This is a genomic window from Buttiauxella cochleicola (genome assembly GCF_021283185.1).
In the GTDB taxonomy this organism is placed as follows: Bacteria; Pseudomonadota; Gammaproteobacteria; order Enterobacterales; family Enterobacteriaceae; genus Buttiauxella; species Buttiauxella massiliensis.
This window is the reverse complement of record NZ_JAJSOS010000001.1, coordinates 158,537-183,689: the sequence shown is the minus strand read 5'-3', so window position 1 is coordinate 183,689 and position 25,153 is coordinate 158,537. Positions and strand designations below refer to the sequence as shown.

Here is a 25,153-nt window from a genome sequence, read left to right as displayed (position 1 = left end):
CGGGCGTTTTTTATTTTAATATCAAGTTAGGCTTGGTTTAACTCATAAGGTAACTCAATGGCTATTCCTGAGAAGTATGAAGATGTAGAGCGCTGGGCGTTTGGTGATACAGAAAAACAGGCGGACGAACTGGTTAAATTAGTGCTTGATGGTGTGAAAACAGCCACCTGCGCTAACCTGGATGGTGAGGGCATTGCCCAGCCAGGCGATATCTTTGTGGTGGTAGATGGCAAGAATAAGCCGGTTTGCGCGATTGAACTGACCACCACGGAAATGACGACTTTTGAACAGGTGGGCGAAGCCCATGCTCTGGCTGAAGGTGAAGGTGACCGCACGCTGGTCTACTGGCGCAACGAGCATAAACGCTTTTTCGAAGAGTACGATTTGTTCTCTCCGGATATGACTTTAGTGTTGATGCACTTCAAAGTTATCGAAAAGTTCTGAAAATTGGTCTGAGCTCGGTTAAGTACCGAACCCAGACACTTTTGGTGGTCTGATTTTCACTGTCCAAATTTAATGAAGGCAGTTTAATTTCAGGCCATTTTTACATCGTTGGTTTAGTTCAGCCTTTCAACAATCATCGCGGTCCCTTGCCCACCCCCAATGCACAATGTTGCAAGCCCCAGCGTTTTATCGCGGGCAGCCAGTGCATGGAGAAGCGTCACCAAAATACGTGCACCGCTGGCACCAATAGGGTGTCCAAGTGCGATAGCGCCACCATTCACGTTGATTTTCCCCGCATCAAACCCTAGCTCCTGACCAACAGCCAAATACTGGGCGGCAAAGGCTTCATTGGCTTCGATTAGGTCAATATCACTCAGTGAAAGCCCGGCTCGCTTAAGCACATTTCTGGTCGCAGGTACGGGGCCCATACCCATAATAGAAGGGTCGACGCCCCCATTTGCATAAGCACGAATACGGGCGAGTGGCACAAGGTTTAGCTCATGAGCGCGTTGTTCACTCATGACCAGCAACGCGGCAGCGCCGTCATTTATACCGGAGGAGTTCCCCGCAGTGATGCTTCCTGATGGATCAAATGCCGGGCGTAGACGGGCTAACCCTTCCGCAGTGCAGTCGATTTTAGGAAACTCATCCTGAGAAAACAGTGTTTCACCTTTGCGTTGCTTTACCGTTACAGGAACAATTTCTTTGCTAAAGACGTTCTGCTCTATCGCGTTGACAGCTTTACGCTGTGATTCCAGCGCCAGAGCATCCTGCATTTCGCGACTAATACCGTATTGGCGGGCGACATTTTCAGCGGTGATCCCCATATGGTAGCCATAGGTTGCACACAGTAAACCATCGCGCAATATGGTGTCGGTTAGCGTACCGTCTCCCAGTCGATAGCCCCAGCGCGCTTTGGTATCAAGCAAGTAGGGTGCCTGGCTCATATTTTCCATGCCACCGGCCACTATGGCCGTCGCGTTACCTGCCTGAATCGCTTGTGCAGCAAGGGCCACGCTTTTCAATCCGGAGCCACAGACTTTGTTAATGGTAAATCCGCAAACGGTTTGGTCGAGGCCTGCTTTTAGTAATGCCTGGCGGGCCGGGTTTTGCCCGAGCCCTGCTTGCAGCACATTACCCATGATGACTTCATCTATGTCGTTTCCTGTATAGCGGGCACGTTCCAGCACTTCTTTGATAACAATCGCACCCAGATCGGTGGCATTAATACTGGATAATGCCCCATTGAAGTTTCCTATAGCGGTTCGGGCAGCACTGACAATAACAACGTTATTCATAGTCACACTCCTTCCTTAGTCGAGAGATATCAAAATAGCGTCAGGCCAATAACGAATATCACGCCTGAGAACAGTAGTGCGGTAACGCAATAACCCATGATGTCGCGTACGCCCAATCCTGCTATAGCCAGTGCAGGCAATGCCCAGAAGGGTTGCGCCATATTCATCCACTGTTCGCCATACGCAATTGCCATCACTGATTTACCCAAATCGGCGCCCAGAGCTTGTGCGGCAGGAATAACGAACGGCCCCTGAATTACCCAATGCCCACCTCCTGATGGCACGGCGAAGTTGATCAGTGCGGAGCTGAAGAATGTCATAAGGGGGAAGGTTTCTTTATTGGCAACATTGATGAAAAACTCGGTAATCATGCCACCGAGGCCTGAGTGTTCCATCATTAATTGAATGCCTGCGTAAAAGGGAAATTGCACCAGAATCCCTGCGGTACTACGGGCAGCAGCGCTAATCGCACGCATGTATGCCATTGGTGTCTTGTGAAGCAGAAGACCGGCAACCATAAACATCATGTTCACGGTGTTGATGGTGATGTTGAAACCTTTTTCATAAAACTGGAAACCCAGGTAGGCAATGCCCAATGCACTGACAATAAGCGCCAACAGGCGGCTTTCTTCCAGGCGCTCAGAAGGTGGAGCATCCTTTGCCAGGGTTTTCTGGAAATCGGCCTCTTCTTGCAATAAAACAGGGTCAATCGTAATCACATCACCTGGTTTTGGCATCATCATGCGTGTGACGAAAGGCATCATCACGATAAGCCCAAGGGTGATGAAAAGATTGAAGCCGCGGAACAAGGTATCTGATACCGGAATAAGCCCCGCAATATGTTCAACCGGGTTGCCTGGAGTTGCTGCAAGCAGCGGCATTGAGCCAGAAAAACCACCGCCCCATGTAAGAAAACCGATGTAAGCGCAGGCGATCAGCAGTGGATAATCGGAACCCTTCACCCGGCGAGCCACCTCACGGGCAAACATGGCGCCTACCACCAGCCCAAAACCCCAGTTAATCACGCAGGCAACTGAACCAAAGAAGGTCACCAGCATGACGCCCTGAGTCGGCGTTTTTGCTGCAGAAGCGGTAAATTGCAGGATACGTTTAACGGGAGTGGAGCTGGCAAGTGCATGCCCGGTAACAATAATGAGTGCCATCTGCATGCCAAATGCGAGCAGATTCCAGAAACCATCGCCCCACATTTTTACGATGCTTACCGGCGAATGTGGCGTTAACCCCAACGCAATGATAAATGTCAGTAGCGTCAGTAACATGGCAAAGATGAGCGGGTCCGGGAGATAACGACTCACGAAACGCGTCATCAGGCGGGAGATTTTACCGATCATACTAAACCTCTCTCAGCGCCTAATGGCATGAGGTGCAATTCAGGATCCACGGTAAATTCGGCTGCAGTTTTTTGCACTATCTCCTCAATGCTGACTCCTTCGGCATGTTCGGTTAGCCACATTTTTCCCTCTTTGAAACGGAACACGGCTAACTCGGTCACCAGCATATGAACGGCGTTAAGCGCGGTCAGAGGGAGCGTGCAGTTAGGCAGGATTTTGGACGAACCATCTTTTGCACAGTGCTCCATAGCAATGATGACGTGACGAGCTCCTGTCACCAGGTCCATTGCGCCACCCATGCCTGGTACCATCTTCCCAGGGATCACCCAGTTAGCCAGATTAGCGTGTTGATCAACTTGCAGCCCGCCAAGTACGCAGGCATCAACATGACCACCGCGAATCAGTGCGAACGACATGCCGCTGTCAAACATTGCTGCACCCGGTAAGATTCCGCAAAGTTGCCCTCCGGCGTTAACCAGATCCGGATGGGGATCATTGATGGGACCAAGGCCGAGAAAACCATTTTCTGATTGGAGAGTGATGTGAATTCCTTCTGGCAGGTAATCAGCCACTTTGGTCGGTAACCCAATCCCCAGGTTGACTATTGCGCCGTCGTGTAATTCTAAGGCGACGCGTCGGGCAATTTTTTCTTTAGCATTCATGGCATTACTCCTGGGGATTAACAATGAAATCAATGACGGCGGCGGGGGTGATGACGTTGTCTGGTGCAATATCACCGACGGGCAGAAGTTCATCTGGCTCAGCAAGAGTTATGTCAGCGGCTAGCGCAATTAATGGATTGAAATTTCGGGCGCTAAGTTGGTAGGTCAAATTTCCAGAGGTATCAGCCTGATGTGCGCGAATCAATGCAATATCAGCTCGTAGAGGGCGCTCCAGCAACCAGGTTTTTCCTTCAAGTACAATCTTCTGTTTACCTTCCTCCACTACGGTGCCAACGCCTGTAGCAGTTAATATTCCGCCAAGCCCAGCACCGCCACAGCGGATTTGTTCAATCAGTGTTCCTTGTGGAACAAGTTCAACTTCAAGTTCACCATCAATCATTTGCCGCCCAGTTTCTGGGTTGGTGCCAATGTGCGAAGCAATGACTTTCTTAACACGTCGGTTACCAATTAACGGGCCGATACCTGTATCAACGAAGGCGGTATCGTTGGCAATTATCGTAAGGTTTTTAACACCCGAAGCCAGTAACGCTTCAATTAGGCGGGGTGGGGTTCCTACGCCCATAAAGCCACCGACCATAATGGTCATGCCATCGCGGAAGTGCTCAGCGGCGTTACCAATAGTGATTATTTTGTTTTTCATGCTATTTCCCTTAGTCACTCTCCTTATGGAGATGTCCATGACATAGCAAGGGGAATGCCAGTTCGTGGGAAACACAAAAAAATGAATTCAACTAATTGAATTTAATGAAATATTTTTCATTTTTGAACGAATGGTACTGGAGGGTATAGATGGAGTGAACCTGACAAGAATTGCACAGTTGCGCAATTCTTGTCAGGGAAAGATTAGCCTTCGGAGATTTGCTCAATATTGTATTCTTGTAATTTATACATTAATGCCCGACGGCTGATCCCTAACAGCATTGCTGCCCGAGTTCGATTGCCATAGCTATCGTTAAGCGCAGTGACGATCAGCGTTTTTTCATAGCGCTTAACGTTTTCTTTCAGAGAGCCCGTCGTACCAGGCTCTTTGTCGTTTATGGGTTTAGAGGCTTGTAAGAGGGGAGGTAAATCTTCCGGGAAAATCACCATACCAGTGCTCATGATGACGGCACGCTCGATAATATTGGAAAGCTCACGAATGTTGCCAGGCCAGGTGTGAGACTCCAATAACGCCATGGCGGAGGTGTCGATTTCAATAATTTCTCTTTGATTTTCCAGGTTAAACTTTTGCAAAAAGTGGTTTGCCAGCAGTGAAATATCCTCCAGACGCTCTCGTAGTGGAGGAAGTGTTAAATGGATAACGTTCAGGCGATACCAAAGGTCATTACGGAATGTACCAGCTTCAACCATGGCGGGAATATCCCGGTTAGTTGCAGCGATAATTCGAATATCAACACGTACAGTCTGGCTACCGCCAATGCGTTCAAATTCTCTTTCCTGGAGAACGCGCAAAAGCTTTACTTGCAGGTTTAGCGGCATTTCACCGACTTCATCCAGCAGCAATGTGCCTCCGTGGGCTCGTTCAAACAAACCACGTCGTTGCAATTGTGCGCCGGTGAAAGCTCCTTTTTCATGACCAAAAAGCTCACTTTCCAGCAGTGATTCCGGCAATGCCGCACAATTGATTTTGATAAACGGCCCATGGCTACGGCCACTATTATAATGAATGGCTCGCGCGATTAGTTCCTTACCCGTGCCGCTTTCTCCTGATATCAATACGCTGGCGTGGCTAAGCGCAATTTTGGCGGTATCGCGACATATTTCCATCATGGATGGGCTTTGGGTGAGGATATGACCCCATTGATAGCTTTTCGACAATTGCTGATGCAGTTGGTTAATTTGTTGCTTCATGTCCTGCATTTGCATAGCACGCAGGATGACGAGCTTAACCTCACTTAAATCGAAAGGTTTAATAACGTAATCAAAGGCACCAAAACGAAGCGCTTCTACAGCGGTTTCCACGGCGGCATAAGCTGTCATCAGAATGACTGGCGTTGCCGGGCGAACAGCACGCATTTTTTCCAGTGCTTCAATACCATTAAGCACAGGCATGCGTATATCCATTAACACCACATCGGGTTGATGTGAATGGAACAACTTGAGCGCCTCGCAGCCGTTTGCCGCGCAAAGTGGACGATGCCCATCAAGCGTGAAAGCGGTGGTGAGCATCCGACGAACGTTTGCTTCATCATCAACAATCAGTATTTGCCAGCTTTGTTTCATGATCGCTTCCTTGAGTTTGATTCACGGGTAATAACAGCGTGAAAGTGGTTCCCTTATTTGGATGGCTGGAGAAGCGGATATCACCCTGATGAGAATTGATAATGCGCTGACTGATTGCCAGACCAAGCCCTGTTCCTGATGATTTTGTAGTGTAAAAAGGATCGAATATTTTGCTTTTTATCTGTTCGCTAATACCGCAACCATTGTCTTTAATACGCAGTATTTGATGGGTATCGCCCAGTCGTCGGGTGCGGATGAAGATTTTTCCTCTGGCGGGAATCGCTTGTACGGCATTGATCAGAATATTAAGAATGACCTGTTTTAGCATTTCTCCATCGGCCTCAATATCTGTGAGCGATTGATCGACTCGGGTAAGAAAATCAATTCGCGCCTCAACACCTTTGGTTTTAATTAACACCAGGCAATCATTGAGGATTTGATTGAGATTTACGGCCTGCCATTTTCCCGTTTGAGGACGGGCAAAATCCAGTAACTGTTGAATGACAGCATTAATAGACTGGATCTCTTTAAGGATAATGCGCAGGTACTCCTGACGTTGCGGATCTGTCTCCAGCTCTCTGAGAATTTGGGCAAATCCTTTAATTGCGGTGAGAGGGTTTCGGACTTCATGCGCAACACCAGCCATGAGTTCGCCGAGGGCGGCTAATCGCTCTGCCTGTGCCATTCTGCGTTGTATTTCTTTGCGGGCGGTGAGATCAGACAAAATCACCAGTGCGCCAATTAGTTCGTTGTTAGCATTGAAAATCTGGCTGGTGGTGACACTCAGTTCAATGGTGCGATGCCGTGCTGGGAAGGTGATTTCCCTGGCAACAAAACTGATGCCTTTTTCCAGAGTTTCCAGAATGGGGCTATGGAAGAGCGAGGTAGAAAACATTGTAGAGTAGGGTTTGCCGAGGAGTTCGTCCTGGCGGTATCCCGTCGTCGTTTCGGCAGTAGGGTTCATCAGGGTAACAAGCCCTTGAGTATCGACAGCAATCACACCATCTGCTGCGTTTTCAATAATCAGGTCATTAAGTGTTCTGGTTTCACGCAATGCTCGCGCCAGAGCATTGACACTGGAAGTTATATCACCCATTTCGCCCGTTAACGTTGGCAGTTGGGTGTCCAGGTTTTGCGGCAATGCCGCAAGCCCATGTTTAATGACTTCAATATCTGAACTCAGACGGCGTGAGAACACAATGATCAGGCAAATGCTGATAAGCAAACCGACAGCGAGTACGATAATGACTCGCAAATCCATCGCCAGCGCTTGCTGGCTAATATCTTCGGACAATTCATTAGCCCAGATATAGCCAATTATTTCCCCGTTGCGTCTGATTGGCAGCATCACATTCATAATGTTGCCGCGTACTTGCTTACCCCATACGACTTGGTTTTGTCGGCTGGTCATGACATGTCGACCAGGGTGATCTACGGAAATGCTCAGACCCACATTACTTTGATAATCATTTTTGGGGGCGTAGGTAATAATGGCATCAAGTTGGCGGTGATAGTAACCCGCCCCCACGCCAGGGAAGGAAGTTGCTATCTGCTCGGTTCGTGATGAAAGGTGCTGATTCAAGGCTTGAATTCTTGCCGCCCGGGGTAGGTTTGCGTACAGAGCAAAGTCATCGCCAAGTTGCTTATCTAACAGATGCGTTACCGCGAATAACTTATTTTGTTTTTCCTGAAGTAATGCCGCTCTGCCTTCGCTTTCAACAAAGTAGCCAATTGTCAGGATGGGAATAGTTACCATCAATACTACTATGAGAATGAGCTTACTGCGTAGTCGTCGTGGGGTGCATTGTTGGTAAAGGGACCGTAACATTAACATTAGCCTTCCGATGGCGAGTTGTTGATGAATTATGAAGTGATGTTATGAGTAAGTCCGGATCGGCTGTCAAACTATCACACAGTGATCGTTCCCTTTGCCGTTGCGGGCTGCCATTTTTGCGGCTACCTTAACGGCATCTAAAGTTTTGCTATTTCCACGACCAGGCTCAATTTGAAATATCTTGTCTCCTTTCGCACCACACTAAAAGTCTCCCGCTACCTGTTTCGGGCACTGGCTTTATTGCTTTGGCTGCTGATTGCGCTCTTTTCGGTGTTCTACATCATGAATGCCCTACACGAAAAAGAGTCAGAAATTCGCCAGGAATTTAATATCAGCTTCGACCAGGCGCAGCGTTATATCCAGCGTACGTCTGATGTGGTGAAAGAGCTCAAGTACATTGCGGAAAATCGTCTGACCGCCGCTAATGGCGTGTTGCCGTCCGTGGAAAATGATGACAACAGAGTCGACCCACCGAGTTTCATGCCGTTGTTCCCGGACTCTGACTGTTCAGCTGTCAGCTCAACCTGGCGTTCTTCTTTGCAATCCCTGGCGTGGTTTTTACGCTATTGGCGAGACAATTTCTCGGCGGCCTACGATCTTAATCGCGTCTTTTTAATTGGCGGTGACAATCTGTGCATGGCGGACTTCGGCCTGCGGGAAATGCCCCTTGAGCGTGAAAAAGCGTTAAAAACGCTGCATGAACGCATCATGAAATACCGCAATGCACCACAAGATGAGCGCAGCAATAGTATTTACTGGATTGGTCAGGGGTCACGTCCAGGCGTCGGGTATTTCTATACTCTTACGCCAGTGTATCTGGCTAACCGCTTGCAGGCTCTGTTAGGTGTTGAGCAAACCATTCGTATGGAGAACTTCCTTTCACCGGGTTCAATGCCAGTTGGCGTGACGATTCTCGATGAAAATAGCCGTCCATTGATTTCACTGACTGGCCCGGGAGCTAATTTTCAGCCTGATGAAAAATGGCTTCAGGAGCGTTCGTGGTTTGGCTATACCTCCGGATTTAAGCAATTTATTCTCAAGAAAAACCTGCCACCATCATCGATGAGCGTGGTGTACTCCGTACCTGTGGATATGGTGCTGGAACGCATTCGCATGCTGATTCTCAATGCCGTGCTGCTGAATATCCTGGTTGGGGTCGTGCTGTTTACTCTGGCACGTATGTATGAAAAACGGATCTTTATTCCAGCAGAAAATGATGCCCTGCGCCTCGAAGAGCACGAGCAGTTCAACCGTAAAATTGTCGCCTCAGCGCCGGTCGGTATCTGTATTTTGCGCACTCAGGATGGCACCAATATTCTGAGTAACGAGTTGGCGCACAATTATCTCAACATGCTCACCCATGAAGACCGACAGCGGTTAACGCAAATTATCTGTGGCCAGCAGGTTAACTTTGTCGATGTGCTGACCAGTAGCCATACCAACTTGCAGATTAGCTTTGTCCATTCGCGTTACCGAAATGAAAACGTGGCGATTTGTGTGCTGGTGGATGTCAGCGCGCGCGTCAAGATGGAAGAGTCGCTCCAGGAAATGGCACAAGCCTCAGAGCAGGCGAGCCAGTCAAAATCTATGTTCTTAGCCACCGTGAGCCACGAACTGCGCACACCGCTATATGGCATCATTGGTAACCTGGATTTATTGCAGACTAAAGAACTACCGAAAGGGGTAGATCGCCTGGTGACGGCGATGAACAACTCATCGAGCCTGTTGCTGAAAATCATCAGCGATATTCTCGACTTCTCAAAAATTGAATCCGAGCAGTTAAAAATAGAGCCGCATGAGTTCTCACCACGCGAAGTGATGAGCCATATCACCGCAAACTACCTGCCGCTGGTGGTGCGTAAACAACTCGGACTGTACTGTTTTATCGAACCGGATGTGCCGCTGACGTTGCAAGGTGACCCGATGCGTTTGCAGCAGGTCATTTCTAACTTGCTCAGTAACGCCATCAAATTTACCGATATTGGCTGCATTGTTTTGCATGTCAGTGTCGAAGGGGACTACCTCTCCTGGCGCGTGCGTGATACCGGCGTGGGCATCCCGGCTAAAGAAGTTACGCGCTTATTTGACCCATTCTTCCAGGTGGGCACAGGCGTACAGCACAACTTCCAGGGTACAGGGCTCGGGCTGGCTATCTGCGAGAAGCTCATTAGCATGATGGATGGCGATATTGCCGTAGATACCGAAGTGGGGATGGGCAGCCAGTTTACGATCCGTATTCCTTTATATGCTGCAAAATACGCCGAGCAATCCCATGTTGAAGGGTTGGTTAATAAACGCTGCTGGCTGGCGGTGCGTAATGCTTCGCTGAGTAAATATCTCGAGTCCGTGCTTGCTCGTAACCAAATCGAAGTTCGGCAGTATCAGGGCCAACGGCCTGATAACGACGATATATTGATAACTGATGATGAACTGGAAAAAGACTGGGAAGGACGTGCAGCGATTATTTTCTGCCGTCGTCATATCGGTATTCCAATCGAAACATCACCTGGTTGCTGGTTACATAGCCTTGCGGCACCTCATGATCTCATGCTGCTGCTGGGCCGTATTTACAGCGTTACGGTGAATGTGCCGGGGGCTGATTCTGCATCGCCTGCACCTTCCGACAACAACGAACGAAACGATGACATGATGATCCTCGTCGTTGACGATCACCCTATCAACCGACGTTTGCTGGCAGATCAGTTGGGATCGTTGGGCTATCAATGTAAAACGGCGAACGACGGTGTCGATGCACTGAATGTGTTGAGTAAAAATCACATTGATATTGTGCTGAGCGACGTGAACATGCCGAATATGGATGGTTATCGCCTGACACAACGGATTCGTCAGCTCGGTTTGACTTTGCCTGTGGTGGGGGTGACGGCAAATGCGCTGGCAGAAGAGAAACAACGGTGTATTGAGTCGGGAATGGATAGCTGCCTGTCTAAGCCAGTAACGCTGGATATCCTGAAAACGACGGTCGATCTTTATGCCGCAAGGGTGCGTAGCGGCAGATAAAAAAATGGTGGATGTCGCTTACGCTAATCCACCCTACGATTGCTTTCTTGTAGGTCGGATAAGCGCAGCGTCATCCGACATTGATTTATTCTTTGTCGGCCGGGGACAGACTTACCGACGAAAGATAGTTCAACAACGCAATGTCATTTTCCACACCCAGTTTCATCATTGCTGATTTCTTCTGGCTACTGATGGTTTTGATGCTGCGGTTCAGTTTGCGGGCAATCTCAGTCACCAGGAAACCTTCGGCGAACAGACGTAAAACTTCGCTCTCTTTTGGAGACAAACGCTTGTCACCGTAACCACCCGCGCTGATTTTTTCTAGCAGGCGAGATACGCTTTCCGGTGTGAATTTTTTGCCTTTCTGCAGTGCTGCCAGCGCTTTTGGTAAATCAGTTGGCGCGCCTTGCTTGAGCACAATTCCTTCGATATCCAGTTCTAACACCGCGCTCAAAATAGCTGGGTTGTTATTCATCGTCAGCACGATGATAGAAATGCTAGGGAAGTGACGCTTGATGTATTTGATAAGCGTAATGCCGTCGCCGTATTTGTCGCCAGGCATTGAGAGATCGGTTATCAAAACATGAGCATCAAGTTTTGGCAGGTTATTGATAAGCGCTGTGGAATCTTCAAATTCACCGACAACATTCACCCACTCGATCTGCTCGAGTGATTTACGAATGCCGAACAGGACAATCGGATGGTCGTCGGCAATAATTACGTTCATAGTGTTCATGTAATAGGCTACCTTGCTACAGCAAACTCTTGACGTAAGCGTCAATATCGCTGGTATATTTTTGTATGTTGGTAGCATCACTTTCACGAATGTGATGCTCTAACGTTTCACATAACTGCTTGCCGGGTACCAGATTGAGCATTGCAAACACTCCCTTCAAACGGTGAGCTGTTTGCGCTAATGCTGCGAAATCGTGCGCCGCTGATTCAGTATACAATCTCCTAACATCTTCCGGTACTGTGTCGACAAACAGCGCGTAATAGCCGCTGGCATGAAGTTGTGCATTTTCATCGCCACCCAATGGTGATTCCGAAATACCTTCTTGCGCCAGTTGCTCTTCTATCAGCTGCAGCACCGCATCCTGCATGGCATTACTGATATTAAAGTTAACTCGGAACTGGCCTGGGCCTAGCTTCCGCATTCCGTTCTCATCATCGCTTAAAAGCAAACCCGAAGATGTAAGATTAGACGGATTATCTGTCAGGAAGATATCAAACTCTTGACTTGCCAGTCTTTCATCCGGAGTGATGCATTGCGCGCCCCAGTTTTCCAGCAGGCGGGTGACAATATTTCGGACTTCATTGGAGGTGATATCAATCATCGCCACCACATCATCGAGCAGTTTCTCTTCTTGCTCTTCCTGCTGCGGTTCGGCTGTCATTCTGATGTGCAAATTGTAACGTGTACCTATTTCCTCACGGGTCTTGATATTCAGATGCCCGCCGAGTTTGCGTGAAAGCTGATCGCATAAATAGAATGTTAATCCATTAGCACGCCCGTAACGATCTTCACTGGTTTCGTTGAGGAAAGGGAAGTGCAGATTATCGACTTCACCACTACTGATGCCTTCACCAGTATCCAAAATACGGAATAGTAGACGGTCCGGCCCGGACTCTTCTTCAGTAATATCCAGGGTGATTTTGCCAATTTGGGTAGTCGTTACTGAATAATGCAGCAATAACTGGAGCACTTTGCGAAGCGCTTCCCGGTCGCCATGACGCTCTTCATCTGCCGCCAGATGGTTGTTGATTAGCAGTTGCAAGCCTTTACGTTTGATGATCGGCAACATCTCAAGTGCAACTTCATCAATCAATGGCTGGATTGCGAACAGCGTTGCATTCGTTTTCCAGGTATCGGTTTCCAGCATGTTCAGCAACTGAATCTCATCCACCAGGCGCACAATGCTTTGGGCTTCATTGGCAACTGCATGCGCCTCTGGAGTATCTAGTGCGCTGGCGTGTTCGGCGATATTTTTCACCGGTTGCTGTAGCGCTTCCCCAATGTGCTGCATGAACGTAATTCGTCCCTGCTGGTTTTTTTCGTATAAACGCTGAGCTTGCTTGAGCTTTTTGTTAACCAGAATTTCGCGGTCCTGATCGCGAATCACAAATATCTGCGTGCGTGGTGCAATCTGGCTGCGAAACTGGCGAATCTCATACAATTCATTATTGATAGTTGCCTGAATAACACCTTGATGCTGATCGGCCATCGCAATGATGTTTTGCAGATTAAGGTGTGGCAACAAATGATCGGCAATTTTATTGCTGATGACTGTGCGATTTGAATCCAGGTCATGTACCAACAGGCCCAGCGGCAATTGCGAGACAATCTCTTCGTTAAGTGCACGTAAAATTTGCAATTCGCCGTTGCCGTTTTGTACTTCTGCAGGACGTGCTGCCTGTTGGCGGAAAGTGGTGAAGCCGAAGAGCGCCAGTGCCAGCAGGCCAATATTGAGTAGCAGAGGTAAGATAATATTCTGCAAGGTGTCCATCAGCAGAGTGCCGAGCGGAACCTGCCAGACCAGCCGCATATGGGTTGTAGCAAGCGGGGACGCTATTTCAATTTTCGCGCCATTAAAATTAATGGAGATGCTATCCGGATCTTCTTTTTCTATGCCGTTAGCCGCCATTGGAGCGTCGTTATTTTCCAGACGGAAGTTGTCAAGTGACATCCCCGGTGGGATCAAATCGTTGATGGGTAAATCAAACGCTACGACCGTTGCCAGGTGGCCTGGCTGGTTAAAGGTTGTTCGCAGGGTAAAGTAATAACCGTTTTGCCATGCCAGGTGGCGTAGTTGAGAGAAGCTTTCACGCTCATCAAGTGCGTTTGCTTGCTGAAGCATTTCAGCTCGGCGTGAATCGACTATTGAACTGACGCCGCTTTCTTTAAGACCGGAAGAAAGATCTTTAAGTGGAAGGGTGGAAACCAGGATCATGCTGTTATCCTGGCCATTTAAATAGTACATCGACCATGGGTTGTTTTCAGCGCCCCACAACGTATCAAGATAAGTAGAGATACGTTGTGTCATATCCAGTGTTGAGCTGTCGTGTGAGCCAAAAATCAGGGCTTCGGTTTTACGACGTGGCTTTTCTAAATAATACACATCCTGGCGTAGACGCGTTTCTTGCAGGCCGTCGCTTGCTGGCGCCGTTGAGACGGCGATGTTGTCATATATCTGCCAGGTTGCGTAACGATAGGTCTCAACCCTTTTGTGAAGTGCATGGGTGATGTCGACAATCTGATAGCTTTTATCCTTGAGCCAGGTGTTGACGGCACTTTGCACCATGACACCCATGGCAACCAGTAGCACGACTATCAATAGCAGGAAGAAGCGCGTGATATTACCGGGAATAAGCGAAAATTTATTAGGGATCATACGGTCTGACTGACTCATTGTTAGCGCGCAACCCGGCGAGCATTCGCCACTTAAAAAAATCCACTGCTCTGCAAGGCAAGCCAGCAGGCGTTATAGCTGTTAGTAAGTAAACCAACATATCCAGATCAAGAATACCTGCAACAGGCGTTGGCGTCATCGTCTGTGTCTTAAAACTCAACGAGTATAATTCGAAATCGTGACATTTCCAGGCTGTTGATAATTAGCCGAAATAACGTCATTGAACGGAGTGTATTTTAATCAACTTTCCGCGGTATTTTTGTACAAAACAGTTTCACTTGTACAATTATTTAATATGAAATGATTGTCTATTTAGGTTTTCTTTTTTTAGAAAGTTCCCGCATGAGAGGTGAGATTTATCTGTAAGCGAAGCGGTAATTTGTTAATAGACGTTATTTTTTGAAGGGGATAGCACAAAATGATTAAAGTTACGTAAAGAAACGTAAAAAAAACCGGATGCAAGCATCCGGTCCAAATTGGGGTAAACAGACATTCAAAGCTGAATGACGGTAATAAATAAAGTTAATGATGATAGCGGGAGTTATTTTATATATAAATAATGAGCGTGTTTTATCATTCAGTGCTACAGCGGGCGATATAATTTTAACTATTGATTTTAATAGTTATTTTATTTTTTTTGACGATTAGTGCTTATATTATTATCTTTTTGTGCGGAAAAAAGTTCCATTGAATTTACATTTTGAAACACGTATGTGGATAAATGAAACATCTCTATGGTTTTAGTATCATATTCGGATTGGATTAATCTGTATTTGTTTTGGACAATGGGTTAGCCGACTGATTAGAGAATTAATCAGTAAGCAGTGGCATATAAAAAGGCATATAACAGAGGGTTAATAACATGAAAGTTAAAGTACTGTCCCTCCTGGTTCCAGCATTGCTGGTAGCAGGCACCGCTCATGCGGCCGAAATTTATAACAAAGACGGCAACAAATTAGATCTGTACGGTAAAGTAGATGGTTTACATTACTTCTCCGACGACAAAGGCGTTGACGGTGACCAGACTTACTTCCGTCTTGGCATTAAAGGCGAAACTCAGATTAACGACCAACTGACCGGTTATGGCCAGTGGGAATACAACGTTCAGGCTAACAACGTTGAAGGCAGCAGCGATCAGGCGTGGACTCGTCTGGCATTTGCAGGTTTGCGTTTTGCTGACTACGGTTCATTCGACTACGGTCGTAACTACGGCGTTGTCTACGACGTAACTTCATGGACCGACGTTCTGCCAGAATTTGGCGGCGACACTTACGGTTCTGATAACTTCCTGCAATCACGTGCAAACGGTGTTGCAACATACCGTAACACCGACTTCTTCGGTCTGGTTGACGGCCTGAACTTTGCTCTGCAATACCAGGGTAAAAACGGCAGCGTTTCTGGCGAAGGTTCTACTCAGAACGGTCGTGGCGCTCTGAAACAGAATGGTGACGGCTTCGGCGGCTCCCTGACTTACGATCTGGGCGAAGGTTTCAGCCTGGGTTCAGCAATCTCTAGCTCTAAGCGTACTACTGAGCAGAACAGCGCTGCATATTTGGGTGAAGGCGATCGCGCTGAAACTTACACCGGCGGTCTGAAATATGACGCTAACAACATCTATCTGGCAACTCAGTACACCCAGACTTACAACGCAACTCGCGCGGGTGACCTGGGCTTTGCTAACAAAGCACAGAACTTCGAAGTTGTCGCTCAGTACCAGTTCGACTTCGGTCTGCGTCCTTCCGTTGCTTACCTGCAGTCCAAAGGTAAAGACATCGAAGGTTACGGCGACCAGGATCTGGTTAAATATGTTGATGTTGGCGCGACTTACTACTTCAACAAAAACATGTCCACCTACGTTGATTACAAAATCAACCTGCTGGACGAAAACGAATTCACTCGTAACGCTGGCGTCGGTACCGATGACATCGTAGGTGTTGGTCTGGTTTACCAGTTCTAATTCCTGCTTTCGCAGTGTTCGTTGTAAAAGGCGCCTTAGGGCGCCTTTTTTACGTCCGGACTCTCAACAATCTTTCACTTTTAATCCAATTCTTTGCCAGTTGGTGTACCCTTTTGCGCTCAAACAGGAGAGAGAAACAATGGACTTACGATTATTACGCTATGGCCTGTTTGCCATAGTTTTGGGTGCTTTGGCAGGCTGTGATAACCCAGCAGCAAAAGGTAATACTGGCATGGTGCTGGAAGGTAAAACCATGGGGACATACTGGCGTGCAAGTCTCGCGGGTGTGGACAATGCAAGACAGACTGAGCTGCGGGAAAAAATTCAGGCGCAGCTAGATGGTGACGACCGCCTGTTGTCGACCTACAAAAAAGATTCTGCCTTATCGCGCTTTAATCAGTCCTCTACGACGGAACCTTATCCCGTCGCTGAAGCAATGAGCGATATTGTGACTATGGCTTTGCGCATTGGCGCGAAGACCGATGGCGCGATGGATATTACCGTCGGGCCGCTGGTGAATCTGTGGGGATTTGGCCCAGATAAACAACCGATAAAAACGCCTGATCAGGCACAAATTGATGCTGCGAAAGCGCTGACCGGGTTGCATCATCTCACGGTGATAAACCAGGCCGGGAAACAGTGGTTACAGAAAGATCTTGTGGGTTTGTATGTTGATCTCTCCACGATGGGTGAGGGTTATGCTGCCGATCATCTGGCGCGTTTAATGGAACAAAATGGCATCAGCCGCTATTTGGTTTCCGTGGGTGGCGCAGTGGTAACGCGAGGGACTAATCCTGATGGTAAAGCCTGGCGAGTGGCGATTCAGAAACCTACCGATCGTGAAAATGCTGTACAGGCGGTGGTTGATCTCAATGGGCACGGGATAAGCACCTCCGGCAGCTATCGCAATTATTACGAACTGGATGGCAAGCGTTTGTCCCATGTAATTGACCCACAAACGGGCCAACCGATTCAGCATAAATTAGTTTCCGCGACAGTGATTTCACCAACAGCAATGGAAGCTGATGGTTGGGATACCGGTTTGATGGTGCTTGGAACTGAAAAAGCTAAACAGGTGGCAGAAAAAGAGGGTTTGGCGGTTTATTTAATCACTAAAGAGGGCGATAGTTTTACTACCTGGATGTCGCCTCAGTTTAAAACCTTCTTACTTAGCGAGTAAAATTAGAAAGCAAGATTGCGGGTTTCCCAGCGTCCTAAAACTGTCACAGTCATATCATGACAGCAAAATACAGGAGCCAGTCATGAATCATTTTTTTGATAAAGCCAACGATGAAAGCCGCTGGCAGGCTGTGGAAACCCGTGATAGTCGCGCTGATGGGCAGTTTGTCTTTGCGGTGAAAACTACCGGGATCTGCTGCCGTCCTTCTTGCAGCGCGCGCCATCCGTTACGCAAAAATGTGCTGTTCTTTGAAAACGTTGACGCCGCCGTTGATGCTGGTTTTCGCCCGTGCAAACGTTGCCAGCCAGACAAACAAGCGCCTGAGCAACAACGTATTGACCGCATCACGCAGGCCTGCCGAATTCTTGAAGCCAGCAACGAGTCAATCGTTCTTGCCGACCTGGCTTCGCAAGTGGCAATGAGCCCGTTCCATTTTCATCGTCTGTTTAAACAAGTCACTGGGCTAACGCCTCACGCGTGGCAAAAGGCGTTGCGGGCGAAACGGTTACGTGCGCAGTTGGCTCAGGGTGAGCCTGTCACACGGGCTGTTTTCGACGCCGGTTTTCAGTCAGGAAGCAACTACTACCAGCAGGCGGATAAAGTCTTAGGGATGACGGCGAAGCAATACCGGCAGGGAGGGGAACGCACCGTGATTCAATTTGTGGTGGGGTCCTGTCGTTTGGGGATGTTTCTGGTCGCGCAGAGTGAGCGAGGTATTTGCGCCATACTGTTAGGTAACGATGCCAAAACGCTGATTGCCGAATTGGAAACGCTGTTCCCGCACTCTGCATTAATGGCCGGTGACGAACTCTTTGTGCAAAATGTCGCCCAGGTGGTGAGTTTACTGGAGAGACCGGGCCAGCAGTTTGATTTGCCGTTGGATATTCAGGGCACCGCATTTCAGCAGCAAGTCTGGCAGGCATTGCGTGAGATTCCTACCGGGCAGACTGCAAGCTATCGTGACATTGCTGAACGTATCGGCAAGCCGCAGGCAGTACGTGCAGTGGCCGGAGCATGCGCCGCAAATAAACTGGCGGTCATTATTCCATGCCACCGTGTTGTGCGTAATGACGGTGCGCTTTCTGGCTACCGTTGGGGTGTTGAGCGTAAGCGCCTACTTCTTAAGATTGAAGCCCAACAGCAGGGGGAGTGATGCTCGATTTATTTGCCGATGAAGCACCGTGGCTAGAGCCGTTGGCTGATGGCGCAGTTATTTTGCGTCGCTTTGCCTGTGCTGATGCACGGCTGCTTATCGCGCAAATTGAGGAGGTTGCCGCACTTTCCCCATTTCGCCAGATGGTCACGCCAGGCGGTTACACGATGTCGGTGGCGATGACCAACTGCGGCGAAGTCGGCTGGACCACTAACGCTCACGGCTACCTCTATTCCCCGATTGACCCGCTGACCTCACAACACTGGCCCGCGATACCGACTGTTTTTCGCCAGTTATCCGATGCCGCCTCAAAGGCTGCGGGGTATCCTGATTTTAATCCTGATGCCTGTCTGATTAACCGCTATGCACCGGGCGCTAAGCTTTCACTCCATCAGGACAAAGATGAGCTAAATCTACAACAGCCAATTGTTTCGGTGTCGCTTGGGTTACCCGCCGTGTTTCAGTTTGGTGGGCTTAAGCGCAATGACCCGCTGAAAAGAGTGATGCTTGAACATGGTGATATCGTGGTTTGGGGCGGGCCGTCAAGGCTGTTTTATCATGGTATTTTACCGCTTAAACCGGGCCATCATCCTGCTACTGACGAGTTTCGCTACAATCTCACTTTCCGGCACACCCGTTAACACGAATATAAATAAGAATTATTCTTGCTGTACAGTAATTGCCGTTTAAACTGCTCGCTGTTTTCGATTTTGGGTAGTGAGTGATGGAACTTTTACGTGTGGTTTACCGGCAGTATCGCTGGCCTTTCTTGACAGTAATGGCATTAAGCCTGCTCAGTGCGGCGTTAGGTATCGGCTTAATTGCCTTTATTAATTTGCGGCTGATTGAAACGCCCGATCTCTCCCTATCGGTGCTACCAGAATTTCTTGGCTTATTACTGCTATTAATGGCAGTGACATTAGGTTCACAGCTGGCGTTGACCACACTTGGCCACCACTTTGTATTCCGTCTGCGCAGTGAATTTATTAAACGCCTGATGGATACGCACGTTGAACGGGTTGAACAACTGGGCAATGCGGCACTGCTGGCGGGTTTAACCAGTGACGTGCGCAACATTACCATTGCCTTTGTGCGCCTGCCGGAATTGGTGCAGGGCATTATTCTGACCTTTGGTTCAGCGGCATATCTGGCGTGGTTGTCGCCAAAAATGCTCGGTGTGACGGCGATTTGGGTCGCGATAACCATCTATGGCGGCTACGTGCTGGTGGCGCGAGTTTACAAGCATCTGGCGCAGTTGCGTGAAATTGAAGACCAGCTTTACAACGATTACCAGACCGTGATTGAAGGGCGCAAAGAACTGGCGTTAAACCGCGAACGTGCTGAACGCGTCTATGAAGACACTTATATTCCTCATGCTAACGATTATCGCAGCCATATTATTCGCGCGGATACCTACCATCTGAGTGCGGTGAACTGGTCGAATATTATGATGCTCGGCGTGATTGGCCTGGTGTTCTGGATGGCGAATAGCCTCGGTTGGTCTGATACCAACGTTGCCGCCACGTTTTCTCTGACATTATTGTTCTTACGCACGCCGATGTTGTCGGCGATTGGCGCATTACCGACGTTGCTTACCGCTCAGGTGGCATTCAACAAGCTGAACAAATTCCATCTTGCACCGTACGATGCCGAATTCCCGCGAAGCCTTGAACCGGCCCACTGGCAAACCCTCGAAATGCGCGATGTGGTGTTCCAGTACGGTGACAACAGCTTCTCCGTTGGGCCGCTGAATCTCAAAATTGAACGTGGTGAATTGCTGTTCCTTATTGGCGGCAACGGTAGCGGAAAATCCACCATGGCGATGCTGCTGACCGGGCTTTACCAGCCGGTATCTGGCGCAATTTATCTGGATGGTAAAAAGATTGATGCCAGTAATCAGGACGATTATCGCAAGCTGTTTTCTGCGGTGTTTACCGATGTCTGGTTGTTTGACCGCCTGCTCGGGCCGCAGGGTGAACAGGCTAACCCAGAGTTGGTTGCTCAATGGCTTGAACGCCTGAAAATGAGCGACAAGCTGGAGCTGGAAAACGGCACTATTCTCAATCTGAAACTGTCGAAAGGGCAGAAAAAACGCGTCGCTTTACTACTGGCATTAGCGGAAGAGCGCGACATTATCTTGTTAGATGAATGGGCCGCCGACCAGGACCCGCATTTCCGCCGCGAGTTCTACCAGACCCTGTTGCCGCTAATGCAGCAAATGGGCAAAACCATTTTTGCCATCAGTCATGACGATCACTACTTTATTCATGCCGACCGGTTATTGGAAATGCGCCACGGGCAACTCAGTGAGTTAACCGGCCATGAGCGCGAGCATGCCTCAAGAGATGCCGTCGCGAGAACCGGAAGCTAATCTTCTTCGTAGGTCGGGCAAGCGCAGCGCCCCCGACATTACCGACCACAATGGTGGATGAGGCTAGCCGCTTATCCACCCTACAAAATCTGGTTATCTTCGGCCCGACAGGCTATAACTTAGCTCGTCGTTCTCAGGGAAAACTGCCAGATGTCTGTCACTCCAAAGTACAGCACTAAACAACGTGCGCAAGACCGAGCCCGCATCCTACAAATTCTATTAACCAATAAAGCTGTTGCCACAGGCATTCTGGGCAGGTTGCCACAACCTGATGCTCATACTCCCGAACAGGATATTTCAGAGGTAGCCACGCTTGTGGCAAGACTGCCCGCAGCCGATCTTGCTGACGTACTGGAAGCTCTACCGACGGAAGAGCGCCATGCGTTATGGCGTCTGATCAAAGATGATCAGCGCGGCAAGATATTAATTGAAGCCTCGGAAACTGTTTGGGATGACCTGATTGAAGGGATGAGCGATAAAGCGCTGCTCAATATCATTCGCCCGTTGGATATAGACGACCAAATTTACCTTGCGCAATATCTTCCTCGTGACTTGATGGGGCGTTTGCTGGCGACCATGCCACAGGAACAACGCGCCCGTGTCAGGCAAGTGCTGCACTACGAAAAGCACAGTGTTGGCGCGATTATGGATTTCGAAGTCATCACCGTACGGGCGGATGTCACGCTTGCAGTGGTACAACGATTCCTGCGTTTACGCGGCAAAGTGCCGCAAAACACCGATAAAGTTTTTGTCACCACGCGAGATAAAACGCTGCTTGGAGAGCTGGGGTTAACCACCATTTTACTGCATGCTCCGCAGACGTTGGTCATGAGCGTGATGGATGACAATCCAACCTGCTTTGCTCCCGAAGACAACGACGAAGTTGCCGCGCGTACCTTTGAACGTGATGACTTAGTCAGTGCGGCGGTTATCGATAGCAGCGGCAAACTGATTGGCCGCCTGACGATTGATGAGATCGTTGATGTGGTTTACGAAGAAACCGACAACGATTTGCGCCGTATGGGTGGCCTGAGCGCGGAAGAAGATGTGTTCGCCCCGGTGAGTAAAGCGGTTAAAGCGCGTTGGGCGTGGCTGGCAATAAATTTGTGTACCGCGTTTGTCGCCTCACGCGTTATCGGCCTGTTTGAACACACTATTTCTCAACTGGTGGCACTGGCTTCTCTGATGCCGATTGTTGCAGGTATCGGCGGTAATACCGGTAACCAAACCATCACCATGATTGTGCGGGCGCTGGCGCTGCAACATATCCAGCCGGGGAACTTCGCCTTTTTAGTGTTGCGTGAACTGGGCGTTGCCTTATTTAACGGGATTATCTGGGGCGGTGTCATGGGGTGCGTGACATGGCTGCTCTACGACGACATGGCGTTGGGCGGCGTGATGACGCTTGCGATGGTACTCAATCTGCTGGTGGCATCGCTAATGGGCGTGCTGATCCCGATGATCATGATGCGTCTGGGCAAAGATCCGGCTGTCGGTTCAAGCGTGTTGATTACCGCTATCACCGACACCGGTGGTTTCTTTATATTCCTGGGGCTGGCGACCATATTTTTGTTGTAGCCACAGCCACTTGAACTTCTCCTGTGGGTAAACTTTCCGCCCGTATTGCCGATAAGATCTGTAAATTCCGCCTTAGCATCGTTATATTATTAGCTACATAACGAAACCAAGTGGAGTAACAAATGGCTAAGCAATGGGTATGTCTGGCATTAGGTGCCGCATTGAGCGTCACAATGGCAGGGCAGGCATTTGCCGATAACAGCAAAATTACCGTTTTCGCCGCAGCATCCTTAACCAACGCGATGCAGGATATTGCTACGCAATACCAGAAAGACAAGACTGTTGAAATCGCATCTTCTTTCGCTTCATCTTCAACGCTTGCGCGCCAGATTGAAGCGGGTGCTCCTGCTGATTTATTCATTTCTGCTGACCAGAAATGGATGGATTACGCAGTAAGTAAAGATGCTATCAAAACTGACACCCGCGAAACGCTGCTCGGCAACAGCCTTGTGGTCATTGCACCGAAAGCCAGTAAAATTGGTGATGTGGCCATTAATGCAAAAACCGATTGGGCTTCATTACTCAACGGTGGCCGTCTTGCTGTTGGCGATCCTGACCATGTTCCTGCTGGCATTTACGCTAAAGAAGCGCTGCAAAAGTTAGGCGCGTGGGATACCCTATCGCCAAAATTAGCTCCGGCAGAAGATGTTCGTGGCGCACTGGCTCTGGTTGAACGTGATGAAGCACCACTTGGTATCGTTTACGGTTCCGATGCGGTTGCCAGCAAAGGCGTGAAAGTAGTGGGCACCTTCCCGGAAGATTCCCACAAGAAAGTGGAATACCCAATTGCCATTGTGAAAGGCCACGACAACCCAACAGTTAGCGCGTTTTACACCTATCTGAAAGGACCGGAAGCGGGCGCTATCTTCCAACGTTACGGATTTACGACTATCAAATGATATTGACCGATCCCGAATGGCAGGCGGTACTGCTGAGCCTGAAAGTCTCCACCCTTGCGGTGCTATTTAGCCTTCCTTTTGGGATCTTCTTTGCCTGGGTGCTGGTGCGATGCCGGTTCCCGGGTAAAGCTTTGCTCGACAGTATTATCCATCTCCCATTAGTTCTCCCCCCCGTAGTCGTTGGTTACTTATTACTGATTGCGATGGGTCGACGTGGCGTGATTGGTGCCTGGATTTACGATGTTTTCGGTATCACCTTCGCGTTTAGTTGGCGCGGCGCGGTGCTTGCCGCGGCGGTTATGTCGTTCCCGCTGATGGTGCGAGCGATTCGCCTTGCGCTCGAAGGTGTCGATATGAAACTTGAGCAGGCGGCGCGCACATTAGGTGCCGGGCGCTGGCGAGTGTTCTGCACCATTACGCTCCCTCTGACTTTACCTGGCATTATTGCCGGAACGGTGCTGGCTTTTGCGCGTTCGCTCGGTGAATTCGGTGCCACTATTACCTTCGTTTCCAATATTCCAGGTGAAACCCGTACCATTCCTTCGGCAATGTATACCCTGATTCAAACGCCTGGTGGCGAAAATGCAGCCGCGCGATTGTGCGTGATTTCTATCGTGCTGGCGCTAGTGTCTTTGCTGGTGGCCGAATGGTTAGCGCGCCAGAGCCGTAAACGGATAGGGGCACTTTAATGCTGGAGCTAAATTTTGTTCAGACGTTGGGCGACCATCGCCTGGCGATCAACGAAACCTTGCCGGGGCAGGGGATTACTGCGGTATTTGGCGTTTCAGGTGCAGGGAAGACCTCGCTGATTAACGCAATAAGTGGCCTGACGCATCCGCAGCAAGGGCGAATTGTACTGAACGATCGCGTATTGAGCGATGCTGAAAACAAGCGTTTCCTGGCTCCTGAAAAACGCCGTATCGGTTATGTGTTTCAGGATGCACGCCTGTTCCCGCACTACCGCGTGCGCGGCAATTTGAAATACGGCATGCCGCGATCCGCCGCCGGGCAGTTTGATAAGTTAGTCGCCTTACTGGGTATTGAACCTTTACTGGAGCGCTTTCCGTGGAGTTTGTCTGGTGGGGAAAAACAGCGTGTAGCGATTGGCCGCGCTCTGCTGACGTCGCCAGAGTTGCTGCTGTTGGATGAACCGCTCGCCTCGCTGGATATCCCCCGTAAGCGCGAATTGCTGCCGTATCTGCAACGCCTGGCGCGTGAAATTAACATTCCGATGCTATATGTCAGCCACTCGCTGGAAGAGATCCTACATCTGGCGGATAAAGTGCTGGTGCTCGATGGCGGTGAAGTGAAAGCGTTTGGCAATCTGGAGGAGGTATGGGGTAGCAGCGTTATGCACCCATGGTTGCCAAAAGAGCAGCAAAGTAGCGTGCTGAAAGTGACGGTATTGGAACATCATCCGCATTATGCGATGACCGCGCTGGCGCTGGGCGACCAGCATTTATGGGTGAATAAACTGGAAAGCCCATTGCAGTCAACATTGCGTATTCGCATTCAGGCGTCAGATGTTTCATTGATTCTCCAGCCGCCGGTCAACAGCAGTATTCGTAACGTGTTACGTGCCAGGGTTGCACAGTGCTACGACGATGAAGGGCAGGTTGAAGTGCAGTTGGAAGTGGGTTCAAGAACACTTTGGGCGCGAATTAGCCCGTGGGCGCGTGATGAGTTAATGATTAAGCCGGGCCAGTGGTTGTACGCGCAAATTAAGAGTGTTTCGATAACCGCGTGATTTTTG

19 protein-coding genes are annotated in these 25,153 nt (G+C 49.2%); 11 read left to right on the top strand and 8 right to left on the bottom strand.

The genetic code is table 11. The features are described from left to right. The first annotated feature begins 57 nt into the window (after positions 1–57). Positions 58–444, top strand: a complete 387-nt coding sequence (locus LVQ76_RS00835) for an ASCH domain-containing protein (protein WP_232920751.1) — start codon at positions 58–60, stop codon at positions 442–444. A gap of 113 nt (positions 445–557) precedes the next feature. On the opposite strand, the gene LVQ76_RS00830 is transcribed toward LVQ76_RS00835, so the two are convergent. The 6 genes from LVQ76_RS00830 to atoS form a co-directional block, all read right to left on the bottom strand. After that, on the bottom strand, positions 558–1,742 hold the full coding sequence (locus LVQ76_RS00830) for an acetyl-CoA C-acetyltransferase (RefSeq protein WP_232865123.1): 1,185 nt from the start codon (positions 1,740–1,742) through the stop codon (positions 558–560). Between the two features lie 29 nt (positions 1,743–1,771). Beyond that, positions 1,772–3,094: a TIGR00366 family protein gene (locus LVQ76_RS00825; protein WP_232904026.1), complete on the bottom strand. Its 1,323-nt coding sequence runs from the start codon at positions 3,092–3,094 to the stop codon at positions 1,772–1,774. After that, positions 3,091–3,756 (bottom strand): 3-oxoacid CoA-transferase subunit B, encoded by a 666-nt coding sequence (locus LVQ76_RS00820; protein ID WP_232904025.1) that lies wholly within the window; start codon positions 3,754–3,756, stop codon positions 3,091–3,093. The genes LVQ76_RS00825 and LVQ76_RS00820 overlap by 4 nt, the downstream gene beginning before the upstream one ends. A 4-nt stretch (positions 3,757–3,760) precedes the next feature. Continuing rightward, on the bottom strand, positions 3,761–4,417 hold the full coding sequence (atoD, locus tag LVQ76_RS00815; protein WP_232904024.1) for an acetate CoA-transferase subunit alpha: 657 nt from the start codon (positions 4,415–4,417) through the stop codon (positions 3,761–3,763). Between the two features lie 203 nt (positions 4,418–4,620). Further along, positions 4,621–6,000 (bottom strand): acetoacetate metabolism transcriptional regulator AtoC, encoded by a 1,380-nt coding sequence (gene atoC, locus LVQ76_RS00810; RefSeq protein ID WP_232865119.1) that lies wholly within the window; start codon positions 5,998–6,000, stop codon positions 4,621–4,623. Further along, complete coding sequence (gene atoS, locus LVQ76_RS00805; protein WP_370640045.1) at positions 5,969–7,828, bottom strand: two-component system sensor histidine kinase AtoS; 1,860 nt, start codon at positions 7,826–7,828, stop codon at positions 5,969–5,971. The genes atoC and atoS overlap by 32 nt, the downstream gene beginning before the upstream one ends. 177 nt (positions 7,829–8,005) lie before the next feature. On the opposite strand from atoS, the gene rcsC reads away from it, so the two are divergent. Further along, complete coding sequence (gene rcsC, locus LVQ76_RS00800; protein ID WP_232865117.1) at positions 8,006–10,852, top strand: two-component system sensor histidine kinase RcsC; 2,847 nt, start codon at positions 8,006–8,008, stop codon at positions 10,850–10,852. A gap of 85 nt (positions 10,853–10,937) precedes the next feature. Here the strand turns inward: rcsC and rcsB are convergent, their stop codons facing one another. Both rcsB and rcsD read right to left on the bottom strand, forming a co-directional pair. Continuing rightward, on the bottom strand, positions 10,938–11,588 hold the full coding sequence (rcsB, locus tag LVQ76_RS00795) for a response regulator transcription factor RcsB (protein ID WP_232865116.1): 651 nt from the start codon (positions 11,586–11,588) through the stop codon (positions 10,938–10,940). A 16-nt stretch (positions 11,589–11,604) separates the two neighbouring features. Further along, complete coding sequence (gene rcsD, locus LVQ76_RS00790; RefSeq protein ID WP_370640053.1) at positions 11,605–14,244, bottom strand: phosphotransferase RcsD; 2,640 nt, start codon at positions 14,242–14,244, stop codon at positions 11,605–11,607. A gap of 880 nt (positions 14,245–15,124) precedes the next feature. Here rcsD and LVQ76_RS00785 point away from each other — a divergent pair. The 9 genes from LVQ76_RS00785 to modC all read left to right on the top strand — a co-directional run bounded on the left by LVQ76_RS00785 (position 15,125) and on the right by modC (position 25,147). Continuing rightward, positions 15,125–16,219, top strand: a complete 1,095-nt coding sequence (locus LVQ76_RS00785) for a porin OmpC (RefSeq protein WP_232920749.1) — start codon at positions 15,125–15,127, stop codon at positions 16,217–16,219. A 139-nt stretch (positions 16,220–16,358) separates the two neighbouring features. Continuing rightward, positions 16,359–17,399, top strand: a complete 1,041-nt coding sequence (apbE, locus tag LVQ76_RS00780; RefSeq protein ID WP_232920748.1) for an FAD:protein FMN transferase ApbE — start codon at positions 16,359–16,361, stop codon at positions 17,397–17,399. 82 nt (positions 17,400–17,481) lie between these two features. Continuing rightward, a complete protein-coding gene (gene ada, locus LVQ76_RS00775; RefSeq protein ID WP_232920747.1) occupies positions 17,482–18,552 on the top strand; it encodes a bifunctional DNA-binding transcriptional regulator/O6-methylguanine-DNA methyltransferase Ada in 1,071 nt (356 codons plus the stop codon). After that, positions 18,552–19,193 (top strand): DNA oxidative demethylase AlkB, encoded by a 642-nt coding sequence (gene alkB, locus LVQ76_RS00770; RefSeq protein WP_232865111.1) that lies wholly within the window; start codon positions 18,552–18,554, stop codon positions 19,191–19,193. Before ada ends, alkB begins: the two co-directional genes overlap by 1 nt. Before the next feature lie 83 nt (positions 19,194–19,276). Further along, positions 19,277–20,923, top strand: coding sequence for a multidrug ABC transporter permease/ATP-binding protein (locus LVQ76_RS00765; RefSeq protein WP_151992831.1), 1,647 nt, complete (start codon positions 19,277–19,279; stop codon positions 20,921–20,923). Between the two features lie 150 nt (positions 20,924–21,073). Beyond that, on the top strand, positions 21,074–22,501 hold the full coding sequence (gene mgtE / locus LVQ76_RS00760) for a magnesium transporter (protein WP_232920746.1): 1,428 nt from the start codon (positions 21,074–21,076) through the stop codon (positions 22,499–22,501). A 122-nt stretch (positions 22,502–22,623) separates the two neighbouring features. Beyond that, positions 22,624–23,400 carry a molybdate ABC transporter substrate-binding protein gene (gene modA / locus LVQ76_RS00755; protein WP_232920745.1) on the top strand — a complete coding sequence of 259 codons (777 nt, stop codon included), beginning with the start codon at positions 22,624–22,626 and terminating at the stop codon, positions 23,398–23,400. Next, positions 23,397–24,089, top strand: a complete 693-nt coding sequence (gene modB, locus LVQ76_RS00750; protein WP_064517172.1) for a molybdate ABC transporter permease subunit — start codon at positions 23,397–23,399, stop codon at positions 24,087–24,089. The genes modA and modB overlap by 4 nt, the downstream gene beginning before the upstream one ends. After that, the gene (modC, locus tag LVQ76_RS00745; protein WP_232904018.1) at positions 24,089–25,147 is read left to right on the top strand and encodes a molybdenum ABC transporter ATP-binding protein ModC; all 1,059 of its coding nucleotides are present in this window, start codon (positions 24,089–24,091) and stop codon (positions 25,145–25,147) included. Before modB ends, modC begins: the two co-directional genes overlap by 1 nt. Positions 25,148–25,153: the final 6 nt, after the last annotated feature.

Excerpts from the sequence above, each read along its gene's own strand:
- atoS (WP_370640045.1), bottom strand. The coding sequence starts at position 7,828 with ATGTTACGGTCCCTTTACCAACAATGCACCCCACGACGACTACGCAGT.
- LVQ76_RS00825 (WP_232904026.1), bottom strand. The coding sequence starts at position 3,094 with ATGATCGGTAAAATCTCCCGCCTGATGACGCGTTTCGTGAGTCGTTAT.
- modA (WP_232920745.1), top strand. The coding sequence starts at position 22,624 with ATGGCTAAGCAATGGGTATGTCTGGCATTAGGTGCCGCATTGAGCGTC.
- LVQ76_RS00820 (WP_232904025.1), bottom strand. The coding sequence starts at position 3,756 with ATGAATGCTAAAGAAAAAATTGCCCGACGCGTCGCCTTAGAATTACAC.
- modC (WP_232904018.1), top strand. The coding sequence starts at position 24,089 with ATGCTGGAGCTAAATTTTGTTCAGACGTTGGGCGACCATCGCCTGGCG.
- LVQ76_RS00830 (WP_232865123.1), bottom strand. The coding sequence starts at position 1,742 with ATGAATAACGTTGTTATTGTCAGTGCTGCCCGAACCGCTATAGGAAAC.
- LVQ76_RS00835 (WP_232920751.1), top strand. The coding sequence starts at position 58 with ATGGCTATTCCTGAGAAGTATGAAGATGTAGAGCGCTGGGCGTTTGGT.
- atoD (WP_232904024.1), bottom strand. The coding sequence starts at position 4,417 with ATGAAAAACAAAATAATCACTATTGGTAACGCCGCTGAGCACTTCCGC.
- modB (WP_064517172.1), top strand. The coding sequence starts at position 23,397 with ATGATATTGACCGATCCCGAATGGCAGGCGGTACTGCTGAGCCTGAAA.
- atoC (WP_232865119.1), bottom strand. The coding sequence starts at position 6,000 with ATGAAACAAAGCTGGCAAATACTGATTGTTGATGATGAAGCAAACGTT.
- alkB (WP_232865111.1), top strand. The coding sequence starts at position 18,552 with ATGCTCGATTTATTTGCCGATGAAGCACCGTGGCTAGAGCCGTTGGCT.
- LVQ76_RS00765 (WP_151992831.1), top strand. The coding sequence starts at position 19,277 with ATGGAACTTTTACGTGTGGTTTACCGGCAGTATCGCTGGCCTTTCTTG.
- apbE (WP_232920748.1), top strand. The coding sequence starts at position 16,359 with ATGGACTTACGATTATTACGCTATGGCCTGTTTGCCATAGTTTTGGGT.
- rcsB (WP_232865116.1), bottom strand. The coding sequence starts at position 11,588 with ATGAACACTATGAACGTAATTATTGCCGACGACCATCCGATTGTCCTG.
- mgtE (WP_232920746.1), top strand. The coding sequence starts at position 21,074 with ATGTCTGTCACTCCAAAGTACAGCACTAAACAACGTGCGCAAGACCGA.
- ada (WP_232920747.1), top strand. The coding sequence starts at position 17,482 with ATGAATCATTTTTTTGATAAAGCCAACGATGAAAGCCGCTGGCAGGCT.
- rcsD (WP_370640053.1), bottom strand. The coding sequence starts at position 14,244 with ATGATCCCTAATAAATTTTCGCTTATTCCCGGTAATATCACGCGCTTC.
- LVQ76_RS00785 (WP_232920749.1), top strand. The coding sequence starts at position 15,125 with ATGAAAGTTAAAGTACTGTCCCTCCTGGTTCCAGCATTGCTGGTAGCA.